The 23,457-nt window shown below is 43.1% G+C and carries 27 protein-coding genes; 18 read left to right on the top strand and 9 right to left on the bottom strand.

Features of this window, described 5'->3' with window-relative positions; translation table 11 throughout:
- The first annotated feature begins 208 nt into the window (after positions 1–208).
- Positions 209–601, top strand: coding sequence for a RidA family protein (locus NSQ36_RS02265; protein ID WP_034664057.1), 393 nt, complete (start codon positions 209–211; stop codon positions 599–601).
- 31 nt (positions 602–632) lie between these two features.
- Here the strand turns inward: NSQ36_RS02265 and NSQ36_RS02270 are convergent, their stop codons facing one another.
- Genes NSQ36_RS02270 through NSQ36_RS02280 form a run of 3 tightly spaced genes read right to left on the bottom strand, consistent with a single transcriptional unit; the run spans position 633 to position 1,592 of the window.
- Positions 633–872 carry a DUF2651 family protein gene (locus tag NSQ36_RS02270; RefSeq protein ID WP_003214096.1) on the bottom strand — a complete coding sequence of 80 codons (240 nt, stop codon included), beginning with the start codon at positions 870–872 and terminating at the stop codon, positions 633–635.
- A gap of 24 nt (positions 873–896) precedes the next feature.
- Complete coding sequence (locus NSQ36_RS02275; protein WP_137055614.1) at positions 897–1,190, bottom strand: DUF5316 domain-containing protein; 294 nt, start codon at positions 1,188–1,190, stop codon at positions 897–899.
- A gap of 24 nt (positions 1,191–1,214) precedes the next feature.
- Positions 1,215–1,592: a VOC family protein gene (locus NSQ36_RS02280; RefSeq protein WP_003214168.1), complete on the bottom strand. Its 378-nt coding sequence runs from the start codon at positions 1,590–1,592 to the stop codon at positions 1,215–1,217.
- A gap of 184 nt (positions 1,593–1,776) precedes the next feature.
- Between NSQ36_RS02280 and NSQ36_RS02285 the strand changes: the two genes are divergently transcribed.
- From NSQ36_RS02285 to NSQ36_RS02320, 8 genes are all read left to right on the top strand, one after another.
- Positions 1,777–2,046, top strand: a complete 270-nt coding sequence (locus NSQ36_RS02285) for an excalibur calcium-binding domain-containing protein (protein WP_003214076.1) — start codon at positions 1,777–1,779, stop codon at positions 2,044–2,046.
- Positions 2,047–2,173: 127 nt separating this feature from the next.
- Complete coding sequence (locus tag NSQ36_RS02290; RefSeq protein ID WP_137055615.1) at positions 2,174–2,929, top strand: Cof-type HAD-IIB family hydrolase; 756 nt, start codon at positions 2,174–2,176, stop codon at positions 2,927–2,929.
- 172 nt (positions 2,930–3,101) lie between these two features.
- The gene (locus NSQ36_RS02295; protein WP_003214363.1) at positions 3,102–3,860 is read left to right on the top strand and encodes a 5-oxoprolinase subunit PxpA; all 759 of its coding nucleotides are present in this window, start codon (positions 3,102–3,104) and stop codon (positions 3,858–3,860) included.
- Between the two features lie 25 nt (positions 3,861–3,885).
- Positions 3,886–5,103 (top strand): NRAMP family divalent metal transporter, encoded by a 1,218-nt coding sequence (locus NSQ36_RS02300; RefSeq protein WP_050945512.1) that lies wholly within the window; start codon positions 3,886–3,888, stop codon positions 5,101–5,103.
- Between the two features lie 5 nt (positions 5,104–5,108).
- Positions 5,109–5,900, top strand: a complete 792-nt coding sequence (locus tag NSQ36_RS02305) for a putative hydro-lyase (RefSeq protein ID WP_212046382.1) — start codon at positions 5,109–5,111, stop codon at positions 5,898–5,900.
- Positions 5,901–5,918: 18 nt separating this feature from the next.
- Entirely contained in the window at positions 5,919–6,665 is a 747-nt protein-coding gene (pxpB, locus tag NSQ36_RS02310) for a 5-oxoprolinase subunit PxpB (protein WP_339206641.1), read from the top strand.
- Entirely contained in the window at positions 6,662–7,675 is a 1,014-nt protein-coding gene (locus NSQ36_RS02315) for a biotin-dependent carboxyltransferase family protein (RefSeq protein WP_251191109.1), read from the top strand. The genes pxpB and NSQ36_RS02315 overlap by 4 nt, the downstream gene beginning before the upstream one ends.
- Before the next feature lie 14 nt (positions 7,676–7,689).
- Positions 7,690–8,451, top strand: coding sequence for an IclR family transcriptional regulator (locus tag NSQ36_RS02320; RefSeq protein WP_050945516.1), 762 nt, complete (start codon positions 7,690–7,692; stop codon positions 8,449–8,451).
- A gap of 45 nt (positions 8,452–8,496) precedes the next feature.
- Here NSQ36_RS02320 and NSQ36_RS02325 read toward each other — a convergent pair whose 3' ends face one another.
- Complete coding sequence (locus NSQ36_RS02325; RefSeq protein WP_003214444.1) at positions 8,497–9,132, bottom strand: FMN-dependent NADH-azoreductase; 636 nt, start codon at positions 9,130–9,132, stop codon at positions 8,497–8,499.
- 403 nt (positions 9,133–9,535) lie between these two features.
- On the opposite strand from NSQ36_RS02325, the gene NSQ36_RS02330 reads away from it, so the two are divergent.
- The 3 genes from NSQ36_RS02330 (at position 9,536) to NSQ36_RS02340 (ending at position 13,557) form a co-directional block, all read left to right on the top strand.
- A complete protein-coding gene (locus NSQ36_RS02330) occupies positions 9,536–10,168 on the top strand; it encodes a GDSL-type esterase/lipase family protein (protein ID WP_003214300.1) in 633 nt (210 codons plus the stop codon).
- A gap of 89 nt (positions 10,169–10,257) precedes the next feature.
- The gene (locus NSQ36_RS02335; protein WP_339206644.1) at positions 10,258–11,340 is read left to right on the top strand and encodes a C45 family peptidase; all 1,083 of its coding nucleotides are present in this window, start codon (positions 10,258–10,260) and stop codon (positions 11,338–11,340) included.
- 129 nt (positions 11,341–11,469) lie between these two features.
- A complete protein-coding gene (locus tag NSQ36_RS02340) occupies positions 11,470–13,557 on the top strand; it encodes a BglG family transcription antiterminator (protein WP_339206646.1) in 2,088 nt (695 codons plus the stop codon).
- A gap of 16 nt (positions 13,558–13,573) precedes the next feature.
- On the opposite strand, the gene NSQ36_RS02345 is transcribed toward NSQ36_RS02340, so the two are convergent.
- Positions 13,574–14,185: a class I SAM-dependent methyltransferase gene (locus NSQ36_RS02345; RefSeq protein ID WP_106036108.1), complete on the bottom strand. Its 612-nt coding sequence runs from the start codon at positions 14,183–14,185 to the stop codon at positions 13,574–13,576.
- Between the two features lie 155 nt (positions 14,186–14,340).
- Here NSQ36_RS02345 and NSQ36_RS02350 point away from each other — a divergent pair, with 155 nt between their 5' ends.
- Positions 14,341–15,210: an SDR family oxidoreductase gene (locus tag NSQ36_RS02350; protein ID WP_003214206.1), complete on the top strand. Its 870-nt coding sequence runs from the start codon at positions 14,341–14,343 to the stop codon at positions 15,208–15,210.
- Between the two features lie 290 nt (positions 15,211–15,500).
- Positions 15,501–15,923 carry a pyridoxamine 5'-phosphate oxidase family protein gene (locus NSQ36_RS02355; protein WP_003213986.1) on the top strand — a complete coding sequence of 141 codons (423 nt, stop codon included), beginning with the start codon at positions 15,501–15,503 and terminating at the stop codon, positions 15,921–15,923.
- A 480-nt stretch (positions 15,924–16,403) separates the two neighbouring features.
- Here NSQ36_RS02355 and NSQ36_RS02360 read toward each other — a convergent pair whose 3' ends face one another.
- Together NSQ36_RS02360 and NSQ36_RS02365 are read right to left on the bottom strand one after the other, a co-directional pair.
- A complete protein-coding gene (locus tag NSQ36_RS02360) occupies positions 16,404–16,586 on the bottom strand; it encodes a hypothetical protein (protein ID WP_003214089.1) in 183 nt (60 codons plus the stop codon).
- 13 nt (positions 16,587–16,599) lie between these two features.
- A complete protein-coding gene (locus tag NSQ36_RS02365) occupies positions 16,600–16,818 on the bottom strand; it encodes a hypothetical protein (protein WP_251191103.1) in 219 nt (72 codons plus the stop codon).
- Positions 16,819–16,978: 160 nt separating this feature from the next.
- Here NSQ36_RS02365 and NSQ36_RS02370 point away from each other — a divergent pair, with 160 nt between their 5' ends.
- The gene (locus NSQ36_RS02370; protein WP_339206648.1) at positions 16,979–19,228 is read left to right on the top strand and encodes a hypothetical protein; all 2,250 of its coding nucleotides are present in this window, start codon (positions 16,979–16,981) and stop codon (positions 19,226–19,228) included.
- A gap of 58 nt (positions 19,229–19,286) precedes the next feature.
- On the opposite strand, the gene NSQ36_RS02375 is transcribed toward NSQ36_RS02370, so the two are convergent.
- Positions 19,287–19,583: a DUF3817 domain-containing protein gene (locus tag NSQ36_RS02375; RefSeq protein WP_003214125.1), complete on the bottom strand. Its 297-nt coding sequence runs from the start codon at positions 19,581–19,583 to the stop codon at positions 19,287–19,289.
- A 136-nt stretch (positions 19,584–19,719) separates the two neighbouring features.
- The gene (locus tag NSQ36_RS02380) at positions 19,720–20,394 is read right to left on the bottom strand and encodes a GntR family transcriptional regulator (protein ID WP_339206650.1); all 675 of its coding nucleotides are present in this window, start codon (positions 20,392–20,394) and stop codon (positions 19,720–19,722) included.
- Positions 20,395–20,548: 154 nt separating this feature from the next.
- On the opposite strand from NSQ36_RS02380, the gene NSQ36_RS02385 reads away from it, so the two are divergent.
- The 3 genes from NSQ36_RS02385 (at position 20,549) to NSQ36_RS02395 (ending at position 23,452) form a co-directional block, all read left to right on the top strand.
- Positions 20,549–21,376 (top strand): AraC family transcriptional regulator, encoded by an 828-nt coding sequence (locus tag NSQ36_RS02385; protein ID WP_339206652.1) that lies wholly within the window; start codon positions 20,549–20,551, stop codon positions 21,374–21,376.
- Complete coding sequence (locus tag NSQ36_RS02390) at positions 21,366–22,298, top strand: DMT family transporter (protein WP_003214411.1); 933 nt, start codon at positions 21,366–21,368, stop codon at positions 22,296–22,298. Before NSQ36_RS02385 ends, NSQ36_RS02390 begins: the two co-directional genes overlap by 11 nt.
- A 98-nt stretch (positions 22,299–22,396) precedes the next feature.
- Positions 22,397–23,452, top strand: a complete 1,056-nt coding sequence (locus NSQ36_RS02395; protein ID WP_335356145.1) for a tartrate dehydrogenase — start codon at positions 22,397–22,399, stop codon at positions 23,450–23,452.
- Positions 23,453–23,457 lie beyond the last annotated feature (5 nt).

A 23,457-nucleotide genomic window follows, 5' to 3' on the forward strand; every position in this document is an offset into this window, starting at 1 on the left:
TCGTTTCAGGTACTATATAGATGATCAAAACCTTGCTCACGCAATCAAAAGGGAGTGTTCCGGTCATGAAAAAGAAAATATTGATGTTCTTACCTTGTGGCTATGGATACTCCACTGCTGTTTTCTTTTAGGATAGATAGAAATTGGTGAAGTCTGTCTACATGAAGAGAAATCTAGCAGAAAAATCAAAGTGAGTGAGGGAAATCATATGGAAAAAATCACAAGAAAAAACCCAGAAAGTATGCCGAAGCCCGTTGGCAGCTATAGTCATATCACAAGAGTACCAAAGGGCGCGGGATTATTTGTTACATCGGGTCAAGTCGGAACAGATATCGATGGACAGGTACCATCAAGTTTAAACGACCAGGTAACCAATACGTTTGAAAATATCAAAAAAATCCTTGAATCAGAAGGATTGAATGAAGAGCATGTCATCAAGGTCAATATATGGGCAACAGAAGAAATCGACTGGGATCATCTATATCCTCAGTGGGATACGATCTTCAAAACAGCTTACCCATCAATGACGGTTGCTTATGTATCAGCTTTAGGATGGCCTGAGCTGAAAATTGAAATTGAGCTATGGTGCGCCGATATATGATCAAAAAAAGAACAGTGCAAACTGTTCTTTTTTACTTGAACCGAAACCGCTTTGTCATCCATGCAGCGATCAACGTAAAGACGGTGTAGATGATGACCCAAATGAGAAAGGATTCATCCCCGCCAATGTATGTGTACATGAGAATGACGCTGGCTAACAGGACAATCAAAGTCGGCATCCAAACATTCTTCAAAAGCATTGTGCCAAAAATGCCAATCAGCACAGAAAGAATAGGGAAGCCAAATACAACGAATAAAATAAAAACAGCCATATGACGAACTCCTTTTAACAAGTGTTACATTAAAAAATAAAAGATCGACACTGCCATGTGCGGAAGTGCAAAGATCATCATGAGAAAGGCCGTATCCAGACGCCACATGCGGTGTTCTTTCGTTTCAGAATGATAGGCGGCTCTTGTTTCATCTCCGCTTGTCCAAGCCCCCATTAGAAGCCCAGACATCATGATCCCGATAATAGAGATTCCACCACTGACCCATCCTATCCACTCATGGTGCTGCAAAATAATAGCGGCACTGCAAATCACAATCATTGAGCAAACACCGGCGATAAAGGCATGTTTTTTTCTCATACTGGTTCACTCCTTTAAACAGGATTAGGAGACGGCATCACATATTTCAATGAAATGACCATCAGGATCAGCGACATAAGCGACGGTTTGACCCCATGGTTTTTTTGCAGGTTCTTTGATGATCGAAACCCCTTTTTCCTTCATTGATGCAATGGTTTGTTCCACATCATCCACAACAAATCCAATCTCAAACGTTTGCGAGGATTGATTTGCTTCAGGGACAGGCAATCCAAGTGCATCTTTGACATCCTGACGCGAGTTAATCGATAATGTCACGTCCCCCGTGTCAAACTCAACATAGGATTCAACCCTAAGTTTCATAGGAAAGCCAAGTACATGTTGATAAAAATGAATACTTGCCTCAACATCGTTTACATATAGAATGGTATATTTCATTTTCATGTGAAAAACTCCTCTCTTCATATACGTGTCAAAACCGGAAAGGTTTCCCACTCAGTGTACCATATAGGATATAAAGCATGTTTTATTCCAAAAAAATCAATATATTTAGCTCGATAGTCTTGAAAAACAAAAAGTGGTGACATATGATAAAAATGTAAAAATAGAAAAAATAGGGGGATTCTACATGTTGAAAAAAATCATGGTGGCTGTCTTGTCCTTAGGTCTTTTACTAAGCGTTACACAAGTCGACACCCACACTGCAGATGCAAAAACAGTCAAGTCCTACAAAAACTGCAAAGCGCTGAACAAAGTCTATAAAGGCGGCGTAGCGAAAAGCAAAAACACGAAAAACAAAGGCGGCAAAACAAAGTACAAGCCGTATGTGTCAAAAGCACTTTATCAAAAAAATAAGCGACTTGACCGTGATAAAGACGGGATTGCATGTGAACGCTAAGCCAATGCGAAGAGACCTGTAACAAGGTCTTTTTTCTATGGGATCAAACTCGTCCCTTTGTGCCATCTCCCTCTTTATATTAAAATAAAGATAGTTAAAAAAAATGATACAAAGTGGGGTACTCAATTTGTCCATACAAACTGATAAGAAAGACATCCGATTGATTGCTATTGATATGGATGGCACGCTGTTAAACAGTGAACATGTCATTCCAGAGGAAAATAAACAAGCCATTAAAGATGCTGAAGCAAAAGGGGTCCATGTGGTGATTAGCACAGGGCGGACGCTGATGACATGCCGAGAGCTGGTTGAGCCGCTTAAGCTGTCTTCTTACCTTGTGACAGCAAACGGAAGTGAAATCTGGGATTCAAACTTCCAGCTGATCGAACGAGATCTATTGCATCCTGATCATGTCCAAATGATGTGGGATCTAAAAAATAGGTACGAAACCGATTACTGGGCTTCCACTGTGGATAAGGTGTGGAGAGGTGAATTCCCAGAACGAATTCATGACCATGAATGGTTGAAATTTGGCTTTGATATTCATGATGATGACGTTCGAGAGGAAGTACTCAATACATTGAAAACAAACGAGCATCTAGAAATCACAAATTCAAGTCCAACCAATATCGAAGTCAACGCAGCTGGCATTAACAAAGCGGCAGCTCTTGCAAAGGTAGCAGAACGCATTGGCTGTACGATGGACAATGTCATGTCACTTGGCGACAGCCTAAATGATATGGCTATGATCCAAGAAGCCGGATTAGGTATTGCGATGGGAAATGCGCAAGAAGTGGTGAAAGAAGCCGCTGATTGGATTACAGCTCCTAACACAGAACACGGTGTAGCAAAAGCCATCCAGCATTGGGTGCTGTCTAAATAAAGAACATGATGAAAAAGCGAGAGGCGATATCCTCTCGCTTTTTTATGTCCTAGTTCTATTGTTATGTTTTCTGACAATGTCATGTGCAATCTATCCAAAATTGATATAATCAATATAAATTCGAATATTCGGACTTTATGTTCCGTTATTCGGAACAACAAGGAGGGATCCTATGTATCAAGTAGATATCAACTGTGATTTGGGAGAAAGCTTTGGTCAATATACTATCGGTTCGGATGAACAAATTTTAGAATATGTCACCTCAGCCAACATCGCTTGTGGTTTTCATGCAGGAGATCCAACAGTCATGAGAAAAACCGTCAGAATGGCACTGGATAAAGGGGTCCGAATTGGCGCGCATCCGGGTCTGCAAGATTTAGTCGGATTTGGCAGACGTCCAATGGCGATTTCAGCAGAGGAAGCCTATGATCTCGTCGTCTATCAAATTGGCGCTCTATCAGCCTTTCTCAAAGCAGAAGGCGGCACGATGCAGCATGTCAAGCCACACGGCGCCCTGTACAACATGGCGGCTAAAAATACTGAATTATCTGAATCGATTGCGAAGGCTGTGTATCATGTCGATCCAAGTCTTGTATTATACGGGCTTTCAGGCAGTGAACTTGCGATAGCAGGTGAGAGAATGGGTCTTCAAGTGGCGCATGAAGTATTTTCTGATCGGACCTATCAATCAGACGGGACGCTGACATCCCGCCGCGAACCACACGCACTCATTGAAGACGATGAACTGGCCGTTCAGCAGGTCGTTCGTATGGTGAGAGAAGGGAAGGTTCATACCGTTCAAGGGGAAGACATTTCGCTTAAAGCGGATACTGTCTGTATTCATGGAGACGGCATCCATGCGCTCCAATTTGCCAAAACTATTACATCAAAGCTAAAAGAAGCGAGCATTCATCTCAAAGCCTTTCAATAAAAATCGTCATCAAGGGGGAAACAGCATGAAAAAAGAGGAAGTCAAGCACACGAAGGCACCAAAGGGGAACCGGTCTATGCTGATGGGCGCAGCCTTTTTAATGGCGACGTCCGCCATCGGACCGGGATTTTTAACACAAACGACTGTCTTTACACAGCAGCTGGCGGCTAGCTTTGGGTTTGTCATTCTCATCTCTATTTTGTTAGATATTTTTGCGCAAACCAATGTATGGCGCATCATCGCTGTGTCAGAAAAACGAGGGCAGGATATTGCAAATATGGTTCTGCCGGGTCTCGGCTATGTCCTGGCCGTTTTGATTGTCATTGGGGGACTTGCCTTTAACATCGGAAATATCGCTGGTGCTGGTCTCGGTTTTCAGGTCATTTTCGGAGTCGATCCGCGAATCGGTGCAGGGGTCAGTGCTGCTATTGCTATTCTGATCTTTGTGATCAAAGAGGCTGGAAAAGCGATGGACCGTTTCACACAGATAGCGGGTTTTGTCATGATTGGTCTGATGCTGTATGTGGCGATTTCAACAGCACCGCCAGTTGGAGAAGCGGCAGTGAGAACATTTGTCCCAGAGAAAATTGATATTTTATCCATTGTGACACTTGTAGGCGGAACAGTAGGCGGCTATATCGTCTTCGCTGGCGGACACCGCTTGCTGGATGCAGGTATTAAGGGGAAGGAAGCATTGCCCCAAGTGACGAAAAGCTCTATTTTCGGTGTCCTCATTACGTCCATCATGCGTGTAGCACTCTTTCTTGCTACATTAGGAGTTGTCGCAAAAGGCTTGCAGATTGATCCATCTAACCCGCCTGCCTCTGTATTTCAACTAGCTTCAGGAAATATCGGATATAAAATGTTTGGCATTATTATGTGGGCTGCGGCAATTACGTCCGTCATTGGAGCAGCATATACATCAGTTTCCTTCTTTAAAACCTTCTCGCCAAAAATTGAGCAAAATCAACGTGGCATTATCATCGGCTTTATTGCCCTCTCGACCATCTGTTTTATTACGATCGGAAGACCTGTGAACATATTGATATTAGTTGGGGCAATCAATGCATTGATCTTACCGCTCGCGCTTGGCACCTTGCTGGTAGCGGCTTATAAGAAAGACATTGTCGGGGATTATCGACATCCATTCTTTTTGACAGTATCAGGCGCATTTGTAGTTGTCATCATGGCAATGATGGGCGGATATACCATCATCAATGAAATTCCAAAACTATGGAGCTGAATCGAATGAATATCTATCAAACATATGAGCCTTCACAGATCAGAGAGTTGATTCGTAAAAAAGAAATCACAGGGCCAACGGCAGGCCTAGCAGAGGGATATGCTCAAGCCAACTTAATGATCGTCAAAAAGGAACTTGCCTTTGATTTTCTGTTGTTTTGTCAGCGCAATCCGGCTGCATGCCCCTTGCTTGATGTGCTGGAGCCGGGTGATCCAGTGCCGAGACGGTCTGCACCTCAAGCGGATATTCGTACGGACTTTCCTAAATACCGTGTTTACCGAAAAGGGATTCTTCAAGAAGAGGTGTCAGATATCTCTGCTTATTGGGAGGACGATATGGTTGCCTTTCTCATCGGCTGCAGTTTTACGTTTGAGCATGCGCTCATGCTGAATGATATCCCTGTTCGCCATATTGAAAACGGCCATAACGTTCCGATGTATCAAACGAATATCGCTTGTGAAAGGGCGGGGGCATTTCATGGCCCGATGGTCGTCAGCATGAGACCCATTCCGGCGCATCAGATCACAAGAAGTGTACAAGTGACGTCTAGGTTCCCGTCAGTTCATGGTGGCCCCATTCATATAGGTGACCCAGCGATGATCGGAATTGACAATGTGGATCAGCCGGACTTTGGAGAACCATCTGTGATCAAAGAAGGAGAGGTCCCGGTGTTTTGGGCATGTGGGGTGACGCCGCAAGCCATTGTCATGCATACAAAACCAGACATTGCGATTACCCATGCACCTGGGCATATGTTCATCACAGATCAACGAGATCAACAGCTTGGTGTGCTTTAGAAAGAGAGGGGTCCTCAAGTGGCATTTTCAGCAATAAAAAATTCTATCACCTTCCACCCGTTGGGAGATGCAGCGATTGTTATTCAAGCAGGAGCAGACATATGTGAAGAAATTCATGAGCGTGTTGTGCAGCTGTTTTCTTGTATTGAACAGCATCCATTTGCCGGATATGTGGAAGCTGTTCAAGCCTTTACAAACGTGACTGTTTTCTACGAGCCGTATACCGTTTATCAATCTGCCCATCTTCAACAACAAGATTTGTCCCCCTATGAATGGGTGAAAAGCTATATTGAAACACTCCTTGAAGAGAAATGGCAGGAGGGGGTTCAGGCTAAGCGCTGCACCATCGACATACCGGTCTGCTACGGGGGAGAGCTGGGTCCTGATTTAGAAGAAGTCGCCCGGATCAATCATTTAACACCAGAAGAAGTCGTGCGTATTCACACCGCAGGGACGTATCTTGTCTATATGATTGGATTTGCCCCAGGGTTTCCGTTTTTAGGCGGGCTGTCTGAAAAGATCACAGCCCCGCGCAGGGAAACACCGAGAATGTCCATTCCAAAAGGATCTGTCGGCATTGCAGGAAAGCAGACCGGCGTTTACCCCATTTCCACACCTGGCGGCTGGCAGCTCATTGGACAAACACCGCTGCCACTCTTTCGACCAGACGAGAAAGTCCCGAGTCTATTGAGAGCAGGGGACGAGGTCAGATTTGTCCAAATGTCTGAAAAGGAATTTTTCAGCATGAAGGAGGCAGAACGTTGAGTATTCATGTCATCAAGCCAGGAATGTTCACAACCATTCAAGATAAAGGGCGGAAAGGCTATCAAAAGTATGGCGTCTTAACGAGCGGCGGCATGGATGCGCTCTCGCTTAGAATTGCCAACATTCTCACAGGCAACGAGGAAAACGAAGCCGTACTGGAAATCACATTAATGGGGCCGGGTCCTGTGTTGACATGTCACAAGGATGCGCTTATTGCAGTGACTGGCGCTGATGTAGAGATCGACATCGATGGAGAGCCAGCCCCTTTATGGAAGCCGCTTTTTATTCGAGCAGGAAGCACAATCACCTTTGGACCTTGTAAAAGAGGCTGCCGCGCTTACTTTGCTGTGGCAGGCGGATTCGATGTAGAGCCGGTGATGGAGAGCAAAAGCACTTATGTGAGAGCAGGAATCGGTGGACTGAACGGACGTCCGCTTGAAAAAGGAGACGTCCTGTCCATTGGAAAGCCTTTAATTGTAGCGGATCGATTGTCTGATAGACTCAAAAGCAATCTGAAGCAGTCGGCGTACAGCGCACCCGATTGGACTGTAAGTCATACACATTTTTTGCCGCTGCGGAAATCGCCCGTGATTCGGGTGCTGCCAGGGAGACACCTTTCTTTTTTTCAAGAAACATCTCAACACACCTTTTTTGAACAGCCTTACCAGGTCACGCCTCAATCAGATCGCATGGGCTGCCGCTTGAAGGGGGAGCCGGTTCATTTAAAAGAAAAGCTTGAATTGATTTCAGAGGCGGTTGCCTTTGGTTCTATTCAAATTCCTCCTGACGGTCAGCCGATTATTCTGCTGGCAGATCGGCAAACAACAGGCGGATACCCGCGGATTGGAGAAGTTGCGACGGTCGATCTGCCGCTCATAGCACAAGCGATGCCCGGGGCGAATTTGTATTTTAAGCGAATCGACCATCAGGACGCGGAGCAGGCGGTATTTAAGCAAGAAGCAGAACTGAAGGAGCTTGCTGCTAGAATCAAGCTGGAAGCATTCGTTTAGAAAAGGGGATGGCCATGCAAAATACAAATAAAACCGTCGTGAAATCAATGGAGATTTTGCGGCTGTTTATCGCTCGTGACCAATTAACGTTAAATGAAATGATCGAGCTTTCCAGCATGCCGAAAACGTCTGTGCACCGCATGGCGAGCTCTTTAACCGATATGGGGTTATTAGAAAAGCAAGATTCAGGTGCTTATCGGTTAGGACTGATGTTTCTAGAATACGGTCAGCTTGTGGCGGATCGCCTTGATATTCGGAGAATTGCGAGACCATTTATGGAAGGCTTGCGGGATGAAGTGGGAGAAGCTGTACAGCTCATCGTTCGTGAAGGAGACGAAGCCATTTACGTGGATAAAATTGAAGGGACGCAGCCTGTTCGTCTCTACACCGCCGTCGGCAGGCGCTCTCCTTTATATGCGGGTGCTTGTGCGAGAAGTATTCTCTCCTTTTTGCCAGAGAACGAGAGACTTGCCTATATCGATTCGATTGAGCTAGGGAAAATCGGAATCGGAACCATTACAGATAAAGAGGTTCTTCGAAACATACTGGAAGAATCAAATGAGCGGGGGTATACGTTAAGTTATTCGGAGCTTGAAAACTATACAGCTGCGGTTGGAGCACCTATATTCAATCACCTTGGGGAAGTCGCAGCAGGAATTAGCATTGCTGGGTTTGAAGCGGGTTATCAAAAGGAACGTCTTCCATACTTAATTGAACAAGTCAAAAAAGCCGCGAGCGGTATCTCCAGAGAATTAGGCTTTCATCTAGATAAATAAAAAGCCAATGACCGTTAAGATCATTGGCTTTTCGCGTTCAGTTTATTAGAAAGTTTTACCTAAAGCTTTTGCACGTTCGATTGCATCTGCTTTAATTTGCTCTGCTTTCGCAGGTTCAGCATTGTGACCTTCAACGATAAGACCTTCGAAAGAAGGAATTCCGAAGAAGCTCGCAATTGTACCAAGGTAACGGTGGCCTGCTTCAAGTTCAGCAGCAGGACCTTCAGTGTAGTATCCGCCACGTGCTTGGATGTGTAGAGCTTTTTTGTCTGTTAATAATCCAACAGGACCTTGCTCTGTGTATTTGAATGTTTTACCAGCTACAGCAACAGAGTCGATGTATGCTTTAAGAACTGGTGGGAATGAGAAGTTCCAAAGTGGTGAAACAAATACATATTTGTCAGCAGAAACGAATTGATCGCTTAATTCGTTTAGGCGAGCAACCTTCGCTTGCTCTTCAGCTGAAAGTGTATCGAAACCAGCACCTGATTGCAGCTTGCCCCAGCCAGCGAATACATCTGCATCAATGTGAGGGATGTTTTCTTTGTACAAATCGATATGTACAACCTCGTCACTTGGATTTGCTTCCTTATAAGATTCGATAAATGCTTTAGCAGTAGCCATACTGTAAGAAACTGTTTCATCATGCGGATGTGCAGTGATGTATAAAACTTTTGCCATGTTTATTCAATCCTTTCTGTTTCAGTGATTTTTTTAGCGTATCCCAAAGATACACTGAATATGTGGCATCTTTAATCATAGTGGAATGCTACGAAAAAGATGTAACAAGCACAGTTACATAAAAACTGATATTTTTATTGTAATCACAATGTAGTTTGAAGTCAAGGTATAAAGTCTCGAAATCAAGATAAAAAGTTTGTCAATTTTTCTGGAACGCATGCAGGTGCAAATTTCATGATCTCAACCTATTCTTATTGAACAAAAAATCAGTCGATCTCGCAAGTAAAGAGTTTGTAAAGATGTCTCATGAAAAAAAGATGAATGTCTCTAAGTCATCTGCTACAAGCATCTGTTCTCCGATTTCGTATATATAAGAGAAGGCAGGAGAGAGTGAGGGATAAGAGTGGGACGATCCTATGTTGCGATTGGAGATTCCTTAACAGTTGGAGTGGGGGCACGTTTATTTGGTGGAGGCTTCGCAGAGCGGTATCAGTGGATGCTTGAAAAAAAGACACATACTCCAGTCGAGCTGTCTGTATTTGCAAAGTCAGGGTTAACAACAGATCAGATTTTACAGCTGTTCAAACGATCTGATGTGAGGCGTGCTATTGCAGCAGCTGACATCATCACCATCACAGGCTGTGGGAATGACCTTGTTCAAGCGATTCAGCAGTATGAAAAGGGTGAAGATGAAAAGAAATTGCTGCAAGCGACGCTGCATTGCCAAGCGAATTTCAGCAAAATGATTCAAGAAATCGCTCAGATCAAAAGAGGGCAGAAGCAGCCCTATTGCGTGTATCTCATGAATTTATATAATCCTTTTCCGCAAATACCTATAGCCGGGCGGTGGCTTCAGCAATACAATCATCAGCTTCGCTCGCTTGCTGCAAATCCGCATGTAGAGGTTGTGGATGTGTACCGGGCGTTTGAAGGACATGAAAATGAGTACTTATCGATTGATCAATTTCATCCGAACCATAAAGGATATGAAGCAATGGCAAAAGCATTGTTTCAACAATCCTGTAAACAGCTGTAATCCATTGGGATTGCAGTTTTTTTCATCCTTTTAAATGAAGGAGGGTTTCGATATGATAAAAGAAACGAAAGCGAAAGAGGTGTGCAGGCATGGAGGAAATCAGTGCATATTTTCAAGAAATGACAGGAACCGCTTATGAAGTGGGAAAACAGCAGGCTGTCTGGATGAAGAAAAAGCAATGGCTACAGACACAATACATTCGAACAGAACCGCTTGCAAAAGAGGCTGTGAAAGAAACGAAGCAGCTGATGCGCCCTTATCTTCCTCAGTTAGAAGAAGAGATTGCTGGATTTTGTGATGAACTGCAATTAGATGAGCGCTATTTGACCTTTTTCTATTCATCTCATCTACAGCCAGGCTGTTCCCACTGCGTGAGGCAGGGAAATATGGAGACAGGTCAACAAACGGTCATGCTGCGTAACTATGATTTCTCTCCGATATTTGATGATATGCGTCTTGTGACGACACATGTGAAGGGCTTGGCATATCATACAGGCTCGTCGCTGCTTTTGTTTGGCAGATCTGATGGGATGAATGAGCATGGTCTTTCTGTCACATTCTCTGCATGTGGTCCGCCGGTTGGAAATGAACCCGGTTTAAAGCCTCCAGCAGTTGCCGGCTTGCAAGTGTATCATGTGATTCGATCTGTTCTGGAAAACTGTAGAACAGTTGAGGAAGCCATTCGCTCTATTCAGGAAATGCCCGTTGCCTCAAATGTCCACCTCATGCTTGCCGATCGAAAAGGAGAAGCGGCTGTGATTGAAATCATTGATGGCCGTAAAATGGTGAGAAGACCGGAGGAAGGTTATATTGCAGCCACAAATCATCCGCTTGCTGATCAAACGGCAAAAAGAATGACGAAACATCATTCTGTTGTCAGATATGACATGTTAGTAGAGGCTTTAAAAGAACAACAAACAAGTGATTCTCTTGCTAAGCTGTTTCAGACAGAATATCCTAATGGTCTAGCTGTGCACAATTATGAGGAGCTGTTTGGAACAATGCGAACTGTCATCTTTCGCCCGGAAGAAGGAACAATGGATTATTGCTTTGGCTCTCCAATATACAATCCGACGTATTCTTTAAAAGCTGGGGGTTCACTGCCTTTTCATGAACAAAAGGTTCAATTTCATCAAAAGGATTATGGACCGTCATTTTGGAGAAATGTATGATCAGACGTTGTATTTAATTTTGTCACAGCTGATGTGCCAAAGTCAGATCAACTTAAGATTGCATCATTGTTGAAAGCGTTTTATATTAAGGTGCGACAATAGACCTATTTTTGCAGAAGGAGGCATTTCATGTACATAACGGCACGAGAACAGAAGATCATCAAATACATCATTCAGCAAAATCGTTATGTCACCATTCGTGAGATAGCCGATTCTGTTCAGGTGAGTACAAGGACGATTCATAGAGAACTAAAATCAATTAAACCCATATTAAAGAATTATGATCTTTCACTAGATAAACAGCCGGGGAAAGGCTTGAAGGCAGTCGGTGAACAGGAGGATAAACAGCGGCTTCTTGCTCATATGTCAAATGAGGATCAAATTGAATATAGCTCTGATGAACGGAAGCTCTTAATATTATGTGCGCTACTTGAAGCAAAGGAACCGGTGAAATTATATACACTCGCTTCCGATTTGCAGGTCACAAATGCGACGATCAGCTATGACTTAGATGAACTGACGGAGTGGATCGCGCCATACGGTTTGCAGTTGATCCGAAAACGCGGGTATGGCATTGAATTAAAAGGACCGGAGGAAGCAAAACGAAAGATTGTCGGCAACCTCATTGTCGACCGGCTCGATATTCAATTATTTTTAGAAACGATTGAAATGAATATCAAGCAACGAACGAAAGCGACGGAAAAAGTGTTTGGCGTTGTCAGCAGAGGGCAGCTGCTCAAGGTAGAAAGACTTCTCTTTCATTTGAAAAATCGCCTGTCACTCTCTTTATCTGATAGTGCCTATATTGCGCTTGTCGTTCACTTAACCTATGCTATCGAACGGATTCAGCTTGGCGAAACCATTCGAATGGAAGAGGAAGAGCTGCTTGAACTAAAGCGCACAAAAGAATTTGAATCATCTCTGCGAATCGCAAGAGCACTTGAACGCATGTTTAATGTCGAAATCCCTGAAGCAGAGGTTGGATATATGACCATCCATCTGCGCAGTGCAAACCGCAGCTTTGGGGCAGAATACCGTATTGATGAAATCGAGCTGGATATCGCGATTAGAACGAAGAAGCTCATTGATTTTATTTCAAATAAAACTGGCTATCATTTAAATGAGAATGATTCATTGTATGAGGGACTCGTGTCTCATCTTGAACCTGCCATGAACCGTTTAAAGGAAAAGATGAGAATCTACAATCCACTTACACAACAAATTAAAAAGGACTACTTTTTACTTTTCATGGCGATTGAAGAAGGAGTCGAACGTTTCTTTCCAGAGATCGAATTTCCAGAGGATGAAATCGCCTTTATTGTGCTTCACTTTGGCTCAGTGCTTGAGATCAAAAAAGAAGAAACGAACATTCATGCATTGGTCGTGTGCTCAAGCGGGATCGGTTCCTCTAAAATGCTCGCATCTCGGTTAAAAAAAGAATTGCCAGAGATCGCCGAATTCGATCTGTCTTCCTTGATGGAACTAAAAGAAATCGATGCATCAAGCTATGACATGATTGTCTCGACCGTTCCTATCCCATATGAGCATATCGATTACATCATGGTCAGTCCGCTCTTAAACGAGGATGATGCTATGCGTGTGAAGGCTCATATTAAACGAAAGATCCCTTATATGATCGAGAAAAAAAGGATGAAAGAAGCTGCCAAAGAAGCGGTACAAGAATCCGTTAATATGATGGTGGTTGCAGAGCGGGTGACGAATTACATGTCTGTGATTCGCAGCATCTTGTCCCATTTCACCATCGACAATAGAAAGGCGATGCCGCAGCATGAGGCAACAATCAGTCAGCTGCTTCGTCAGCTTGAAGAGGAAGGATTTATCACACATGCGGATGAGGTAGCAAGTGGTTTACTAGAACGTGAACAGCAAGGTGGTTTAGGGATTCCTGGTACAGAATTTGCTCTTTTTCATTTAAAGCATACGTTCATCAAGGAACCTATCTTTCATATTTATGATCTTGATCAGGCATACGAGGTCAAAAGCATGGACGGCGGGCAGCAGCAGATGTCACGAATGCTCATGATGCTGGCGCCGCTAGAGCTAGGCAAGGAAGGGTCAGAAATGTTTAGTCTGATCAGTTCATCCATCATTGAAAGTGAGGAAAGCATGACGCTTTATGGTCATGGGTTAAAGGAAGACATTGAACAGAAATTGCATCAGCTGTTCTATCAATTTGTCAAAGAGGCAAAGTGGTAAGAAAAAAGCCGAGAGCTTATTCGCTTCTCGGCTTTTTGGCTGTGACACAGACAGCAAGCGTTGGACGAATTTCCTCATACTCAACAGAAAAATGGTCAAACCCCGCAAACTGTAAATCATTCAATATGTTTTCACCCATCTCTTTTGTCCGGCTCGCATCAGCACCTTTTTCTCTTGGCTGCATCACAATGACGAGTTTTCCGCCGGGTTTCAACGTGTGATAAAGGTTGAGTAGGCCAGTCTTTGGATCATCCCAAATCGTAAAGTTGTTCACAGACAGTACTTTGTCATACTGCTCTCCCGGCAAACGTGTTTTCTCGATTTTTCCTACATACAGCCGGACTTGTTTGTCTTTTGACCGTTTGCTGACGCGGGATTTTGCTTGCTCCTGCATGGTGGAGGAAGCATCTAGTCCATCTATATGGAGACCTTCATAATGCTTAAGCATATGCTTGATGCTGTAGCCGGGTCCATAGCCGATTTCCAAAATGTTTTCACCATCTGACAAATCTAAATGCTGGATCGCCCACTGATTCAGTGCTTTATTTTCATTTGCCATAATGAAGCCTGCAATGCTTCCGAGCCAGCCTTTTGGTTTGCTAAAGGTTTTCGAAATGGTTGACAGCATGTGAGAACGCTCCTTTTTAATGATCATGTAACCGATTTTATCCATCTTGAAACATGCCGAATTTCAAAACGCATCAGTGCCGCACCGGGATGTTTGAGTGAAAAAATGAGGTGGTAATGAAAGGATACATCAACAAATCAAGGAGGAGCTTACACATGGATTTACGTGAATATTTAACAAATGGCATTCCGCGCCAAACACAGGATCAGCAGCCAGGCAGTGAAAGGGAAATGAATCCTGCGCCGATCTTTGAGGATGAATCATATCAAGGGTCTGGCAAGCTCAAAGGGAAAGTCGCACTGATTACAGGCGGAGATAGTGGAATTGGACGTGCTGTATCTGTTGCCTATGCAAAAGAAGGGGCACACGTCGCCATTGTGTACTTAAATGAACATGAGGATGCAAAGGATACGCAAAAGCGCGTAGAACAGGAAGGCGTCAAATGTTTAACGATTGCAGGAGATGTCGGTGACGAAGCCTTTTGCGAGAAAGCGGTAGAAAAAACAGTTGAAGCCTTTGGGCAATTAGATATTTTAGTGAATAATGCGGCTGAACAGCATCCGAAAGAACGGATTCAGGATATATCTAGTGAACAGCTTCACCAAACCTTTAGAACCAACTTCTATTCCTATTTTTATTTTACGAAGAAAGCACTGGATTACTTAAAACCAGGAAGTACAATTATTAATACAACATCCATTAACCCATATCGAGGCAACAAAGTGCTGATTGATTATACGGCGACAAAAGGCGCCATCAATGGCTTTACGCGTTCTATGGCTCAGTCGCTTGTGAAGGATGGGATTCGGGTGAACGGTGTAGCGCCAGGTCCAATTTGGACGCCGCTCATTCCATCTACATTTGATGAGGATCGTGTGGAAAGCTTCGGGGCAGAAACCCCAATGGGAAGACCAGGACAGCCTGTAGAGCATGTCGGCTGCTATGTGCTGCTTGCTTCTGACGAATCGTCTTATATGACAGGACAAACACTTCACGTCAACGGCGGTTCCTTTATGAATACATGATCAATAGCGCACCGCCCACCTGATTGGGCGGTGTGTTTAGTATTTCTTGCGATTTTTCTGCACAGATGAGACAGACCATACGATAATGCCCACAACAACTGCCGCAATGACAAGTGAACTTAAATGGAACATCGTTTCATGATGCATGTTCAACTTCTCCCTTCATTGAGCCTGTTTTCTATAGCATCAGCCAGAAGATCTCTTTTTATGAAAAACACATTTCTTTGTTTAATGAATGGATTGTCGTGGAAACCTAAGAGTACGGATGAAATTTGAAGGAGTGAAACGATATGTCACAAGAAGAATTAAAACAAAAGGTACTCAATCTATTAGATGAACAAAAGGTCGGAACACTGGCGACCGTTGAACAGGATAAGCCGCATACCCGCTACATGACTTTTTTCCATGAGGGACTGACATTATATACACCAACGAGCAAAGAAACACATAAAGCAGACGAAATTGAAAAAAACCCGAATGTCCATATTCTCATTGGTTATTCAGGTGAAGGATTCGGTGACACGTATGCAGAAATCGCAGGTACCGCCACATTAACCGATGATCCAGAACTGATCGACCGCCTTTGGTCTGAGGAGATGGAGAAATGGTTTAAAGGAAAAGATGATCCGAACCTAGTGATTCTGAAGATTGATCCAACATCTATTCGTTACATGAATGAAGGAAACCGTACTCCAGCTGAATTATCACTTTAACACTTGCGTAAGATGGGGGGATGTGTTATAGTTTTATATTAAGTGTTGAAATAAGCAAATAAATAAAGAAAGTAAACTTTCTTTTTTCTATGACATAATGAGAAGCAATAGAGCTTCTACTAGATAAGAACGAGACGCTGTCAAAGCGAACAAACTTATTCTTTTCCTTCTGCACCCGCCCCCTATAAAAGCGGAAGAGTGGAAAAAAGACGTTTTGATTTACAATTCACACTGGCACGGCTTCGGAGCCGTAAGGACGAATGAGAGGTAGGGCTTTCGTTGTCTTGTTATCCAGAACTTCCATGGCGTTTACTTTCAAACGTAGGTTCACTCGGAACACATATGACACACTGATATGATCGAATCTTAATTCATACACTCCGTAACGGAGATCACACATTGATTATTTATTTGCATGAAAAAAGCAAGAAAAAGGCTGCCATCTATTTGGCAGCCTTTTTCATTGGATTCATTTCATGATCACTCACTTCTTCCTTTCTTCTGATAACGCCAAATCTTCTGAATAAAAAAGAACATCACCGCAAACAAAATAGAAAAAATGAACATGTCCAAGAGTGTCACGCCTCTATTTGGGTGCACAATGCCAAACCAAACCAATTGCAGAACAAAAGAGATAGCAAAATAACTAATGGATTCTTTCATGATTTTCCCCCTTTCACTTATTTTTTTGACCTTTTAGCCATAACAGCCAAATGAAGAAAGAACCGATGACACATGATAGTAAAGTGATGGGCGGCAAGGTATGCCAGCTAGTCAGCCCCTTTACAAAACACATATAAAAAAAGAAAATGGAAATGGATACGAGCACCCATTGCTTGAACCAACGGGGAACACGCAGCCAAGCCGCTAGAATGATCGATGATAGCTTACTCATTGTGATAACATCCTTTTTTCGAATCTGATTGGATTTTATCGCAAACTACCAAGTTTGTAAAATATGGAACTTAAAGGCTGGAATGGTATTCTTCTAGCATGAAACATTCTCGTTGCACTGACGTATAAGATAAAGGAACCTCATGAAAGGAAGCGATCAAGTGAAAAGAATACCAGTGATTTTCCTCAAATATATTGTCTTCTTTATTCCAGCGATCATTCTTAGTGTCTTGGTGTGGAACCATTACCAAGATGATTTGTCAGCAGGGAAAGTGACGGAATATGACGTCAAACGAATATTTACATTTGATGAAGGAAAACGAGTGGTGAGTGCTGTATCAAAAGACCAGCAGCTCCATTTTGAAATGTATGATCCTCAATCAGGAAAAAGAATCAGTGAATGGACGACAGCAAGCGATTCGTTTAATGAAATGCTGCCATCCATTCAAGGTAACAATCTCTTACTTGCTTTAAAAAATAAAGACGGGCAGCTGTTGATCGAGAAACTAACGCCAAGCGGAGAAAAGAAAGAGCTCGTTAAGCAAAATCTACAGATACCCTCGTTTTTAAAAACGAATACATATCAATGGAATGGACGGCTTGTGTTTACAGGAGAAATGGAAGGCGCCGCTGCAGTCCTTGGTGAGCTAAAGGATGGTCAGTTTCATGTGCACAATCTAAGCGAGCTAAAGCTGCCAGCAAGGCCAGTTTCCATCGATGTCGTCATGAATTCCTTTAGAGGACAGACCCCTATTCCTATATTTGAATTGACTTTGAAAAATGACCAGAAGGCATATGTCAGCGGAGTCTCAAACGATAAGAATCAGCTTGGGGTCTATGTCTCCAAAAACGCTGAACCGTTTAGCCTCATTGAAGATAAAGTGGAGCAGCAGCTGGAAAAAACGATCGGAACATCCCAAAATGTTGCAGTCGCTGTCGAATCTAACTATCCAAAAAGACCAAGGAAAGTGAATGCAGAGGGAAGGCTTGGGGAAGTCGTCCCAACACCAAAACCGATTTATCAAACCCTTATCTACCAGCTTAATGAGGAAGAAGTTCTTCTTGCAGGCTCTACAGCAAAGGACGAAGCAAAAGGCAAGCTGACTGGTTATATTTATAACCACCGCACGAATAAGGCGACGTCTGTTAGCAAGCTTTTGCAGTCGTTTTCATATGAAACGTTACAAAGAGAAGGACTCTCTTTCAATAAAAATGTGAAAAGCGATTGGATCTATTATTCAATCGACAATCAATTAACGGGTGCATTTGAGACGAAGAGCAAAGAGCTAAAGGAATTTCCTTTGAAAAAAATGATCTCAATCGAAAACGCCAGTCCTGCTCACCAAACGTCTGTTGACACCTTTATGCAATATGTCATGAAAGGCGGACCGCTCATTCTCAACTGGGCGATATGGCTGTTTATTCCACTGCTGTTATTTGTGCTAGCCATCTTCCTGCCGCCGATTTTGAGACTGGTGAGAAAGAACAAGATCAAGGACAGTGTCACATTAGAAGCCAATATTGTATCTGTCAAAGAAACGGGTACCTACATCAACGAACAGCCGCTTGTCAAAATGCAGCTGCAATTTCAATACGATGGGGAAAATATCGAGAAGGCAGTTAAAACGGTTGTATCCTACACCCAAATACCGCAGCCGGGTCAGCGTATCGCCATTCTCTACAATCCGAAGAAGAAAAAGGCGATGCTCTTAAAAGAGGGGGACTTCTCACAGACAAGTGAGCCAAAGTTCATCAAAGGCGCTGTTTTAAGAAATATAGAATCATATGGAACCGTAGGACGAGGCACGGTCTTATCGCTTACATTTGAAGCAGATCAGAAAAGGTATACCATTCCGATGATTCAAGCCGCTGGTTTTGAATTTAGAACAGGAGAAAAAGCCGACCTCGTCGACATTAGCGGTCAGTTGAAAATGGCAGCCTATGGCCATGAAGTGCGCAATCGATCGGGGAAAGACGTGACATTAACAGGAACCATCCAGCGGGTGAAGCAATATCCAGTCACGATTCATGGTCAGAAGCCGATCATGCTAGATGTGACGGTTTCTAGCGGAGATCAGTCCATCACAAAAACGGTCAGTCAATTCATCCCTGATCATATGGAGGTCGCGCCAGGAACTCAAATCACGATGCAGACAAAACAAGAAGAGCTGGATAAAGAAATCAGTCTCATGCAAGAGAAACAAGGAAGTGCAAAAGTGACCCATGTCGCATTTGCTGGTGTCATCGGCAACCAGCCGCTAGCGATCATTCAGATTGAGCGAGATGGCATGATGTATGAAGTGAACCAGCCAATCGATCCAATCACCAGCGTACTGCCAGGTGATGAATTATGGGTGGCATATCACGAAATGACGCGTCAAGCAGCCATAGTGAAATATGCCTCGATTTAAAAAATACTTTAGTGTGTAGAAAAAGGGCTAAAACGAATTTCGTTTTAGCCCTTTTTGATTAAGCTTTTGTATCATACTGGCGGAGCACCTTATCATAGGCGAAGTTGCCGAAAGGAATGAACGCCGCAAAAAAACCAGCGATCGACCATTTCAAATGCCAGCGAACTTTAAAGGTCACATATGCCAAAATCAGCATATAGATGACAAACAATGCGCCATGAAGAGAGCCTACAATGGTGACTGCCATCGGAATATCCGCAAAATATTTCAGAGGCATGGCAATTAAAAGAAGGGTTAAAAGAGACATACCCTCAATAAAACCCGCCTTTCGAAGACGGCTAATACTTGTATGCATAAACAAATCCTCCTGTATAAAAGCTAGTTTCTCATCTTCTAATATAAACGAAAGATCGTCTGGACATGCTGAAATCTACGAAAAATTCAAAATATGTTCATGTAATGCTTAAAAAATGGGAAAAAGGAAAAATCACTTAATCCGTGTTTGTTTCAGAGAGTACTTGCTTTAAGTGCATCACATCATGTAACAAATGATTCGTCATTGCTTGGATGGCTTCTGTGGAGCGGCGCTCTTTCATTTCAGAATAAATGGCAGCATGCTCTGTTTGAATCGTCTCAGCACGCGCCCCGCCGCTAAAATGAAAGATGCGGCAAAAATGAATGAGTGCATTCACATGATTCAATTGTTTACATAAGCGGTGATTGTGACTCGCTAGAATGATTTTTTGATGAAAGGCTTCATGTAACTGGACGATGTCTTTAGATGGCAGCTGCTGTTTGATTGCTTCGTCTGCCTGCGTGAGGACATGCCCAATTTCCTCCAGCTCTCTTTGCGAGGCTTCCTTGCATGCAAGCTCAACAGCAAGCGTTTCTAGGGCGATCCGAATTTGATAAAGCTCCTCGACATCTTTTTCCGTTAACGTATAGACAGAGTAGCCCGACCGATGATCAGCGATCAAGAGCTCATCTTTTTCTAAAAGTCTCATTGCCTCTCTCACTGGTGATCGGCTTACACCAAATTGTTTGGCAAGCTGTGTCTCATTGATGCGTTCCCCTGGCTGAAACTGTCCATCAAATATCATTTGCTTCAGCTGTTCATAAAATTGCATATGGTATGGTGCTGGTCTTTCCATCTCGAATGAATTCATCCTGTCATTCCCTCATTTACACATCATCTTTTGTCTCATGTTATCCAAGTTTTTCCCTCTAGGCAAGCCTGCATCGGAAAAGTCAATATCGTACAATTCAAGAGAAAAAGGGTGTGCTACACTGATGATCAGTTCAGTGAAAGAGGGGATCGACATGAAAACACAAGAGGAACGAACGGTACATTTTGATCAGGACTTGCAAATAGAGGCGTATCGCTTTCATGGCATCATGCAAAAGTTCCCGAATCATTTTCATACATACTATGTGATTGGATTTATTGAGGATGGTCAAAGACGTTTGATCTGCCAAAATAAAGAATACATCATTGAAAAGGGAGACATTCTTCTTTTCAATCCATATGACAATCATGCATGCGAGCAGATTGATCACAGTACACTAGATTATCGTTGTTTAAATATTGAAGCAGATGTGATAGAGAAGATGTTTCAGCACAAGCCGCATTTTAAAGCTCCTGTGTTTTCACAAAGTGAACTGACAAAGCCGTTATATGATCTTCATCAAATGATGACAGAAGAAGCCCCAGCTTTGAATAAACAGGAAACGTTCTATTTCTTTATGAAGCAGCTGATTGAAGCCTACGCTGATACATCAGAGGAAAAAGCGTCAGTAGTACATGCCGCCGAACAAAAAGTCCAAGACGTACAGCAATATATTGAAACACACCTTACGGAAAATATATCGTTAGACGACTTAGGAGAGCTTGTATCCATGAATAAATACTCACTTCTGCGTGCTTTTACAAAGTACAGAGGGATCTCGCCGTATCGTTATTTACAAACAGTGAGAGTGAATTATGCGAAGGAGCTTCTCGCCAAAGGAGTGAAGCCTGTAGATGCGGCAGTCTCCACCGGTTTTTCTGATCAAAGTCATTTGAGTCATTTCTTTTCAGAATTTATTGGGCTCACACCAGGGCAATATCAGCAAATTTTCACAAAGCAGGTAACAGCAGATGAAAAATAAACAGCTTCTTGGTCATCTGGCGGCCATGTTCACCATTTTTCTATGGGGATCAACCTTTATCTCAACCAAAATATTGTTAACGGCTTTTTCTCCAACAGAAATATTATTTTTCCGCTTTTTTATTGGATATCTCGCTCTGATGATGATCTATCCGGTCACTATGAAGGTGCAGCGTAAAAAGCATGAATTGATGTTTGCGCTCGCAGGTTTATGTGGTGTGGTCTTATACTATTTTTTAGAAAATGTCGCACTCACCTATACGTTTGCTTCGAATGCAGGTGTCATCAGCTCAGTTGTACCATTCTTCTCATTTTTATTGGCTTATTTTTTATTGAAAGATGAGCCTTTGCATCGCCGGTTTTTCATAGGCTTTTTCATCGCGATGACAGGAATTGTCCTGATTAGCTTTAATGGAATGACGACGTTCCAATTGAATCCAATCGGTGATGCGCTAGCATTAACGGCGACCATTGTCTGGGCCTTCTATTCTATTTTATCGAAAATCATCAATCAATATGGATACCATATCATTCAAGTGACGAGACGTGTCTTTTTTTACGGCTTACTCTGGATGCTTCCCCTGATCTGGCACTTTAAAATTCGTATAGACTGGGGGCGATTGACGAACCCGTCGTTTGCCTTTCACTTATTGTTTTTAGGCCTGTTCGCATCAGCTATTTGTTTTCTCACATGGAGTTTTTCAGTGAAAACGCTCGGTGTGGTGAAAGCGAGTGTGTATATTTATGGCGTTCCTATTATTACGATGGTCATTTCAATGATCGTTCTTCATGAGAGATTGACTTTCATGTCTGTACTTGGAACGGCTCTGACCTTAGGCGGACTGCTGCTTTCAGATAAAAAAGGTACGAAGAGGAAGAAGGAGAAACCCTCGATGCTTTTGCAGGATAAACAGGCGCTTTGATCAAAAAAGCGCCTTTATCCATTGAAAGAACATGCACTCTCTAGTAAACTCAAACTTAAACGGTCGACGGTCGACCGATAATAAAGGGGGAGAAATAAATGAAGCATGTTTCAATTGCGGCGATACCAGGTGACGGGGTTGGGAAGGAAGTTGTACCTGAAGCCATACGAGTATTGAAAGCGGTATCAGAAGTGCATGGCGGTCTGTCTTTTACCTTTCAGGATTTTCCGTGGAGCTGTGAATATTATTTAGAGCATGGCGAGATGATGCCAAAGGATGGATTACATCAATTGAAAGCCTTTGACAGCATTTTCTTAGGGGCTGTCGGAGATGCCAATTTAGTGCCGGATCACGTATCACTTTGGGGACTGCTTATTAAGATTAGGCGGGAATTTGAACAGGTGATAAACATCAGACCTGCAAAACAGCTTAGCGGCATTCGCTCACCGCTTGCTCAGCCAAAGGATTTCGATCTTCTAGTTGTCAGAGAAAACGGTGAAGGTGAATATAGTGAAATTGGAGGCCGTATGTATCAAGGGGAAGATCAGCTTGCAGTTCAAAATGCAGTGTTCTCAAGAAAAGGGACAGAGCGTGCGATGCGTTTTGCCTTTCAATTAGCAGAAAAAAGGCGAAAGCATGTGACGAGTGCAACCAAATCGAATGGGATCGTTCATACCATGCCTTTTTGGGATGAAGTGTTTCAAGACGTAGCAAAGGATTATCCAGAGGTGAAAGCAGACTCACAGCACATTGACGCGCTCTCAGCCTTCTTTGTAACAAGACCAGAAAAATTCGATGTGATTGTTGCCAGTAATTTGTTTGGTGATATTTTGACAGACCTTGGGGCAGCCATTATGGGAAGTATTGGCGTAGCGCCTGCCGCCAACATCAATGTAAATGGCAAATACCCATCCATGTTTGAGCCTGTACACGGATCAGCTCCAGACATTGCGGGAAAAGGAATCGCTAACCCAATCGGTCAAATCTGGACGGCTAAACTCATGCTGGATCATTTCAGAGAGGAAGAACTGGGCACACATCTGCTCGAAACCATCGAATCAGTCACAGCAGATGGCTTTTTAACGGCAGACATCGGCGGCGCCTATCAAACGCAAGAAGTCACAAACGAAATCATCACACGATTGAAGAAATAATCCGC

The organism is Bacillus sp. FSL W8-1143 (genome assembly GCF_037965155.1).
Lineage (GTDB): Bacteria > Bacillota > Bacilli > Bacillales > Bacillaceae > Bacillus > Bacillus pumilus.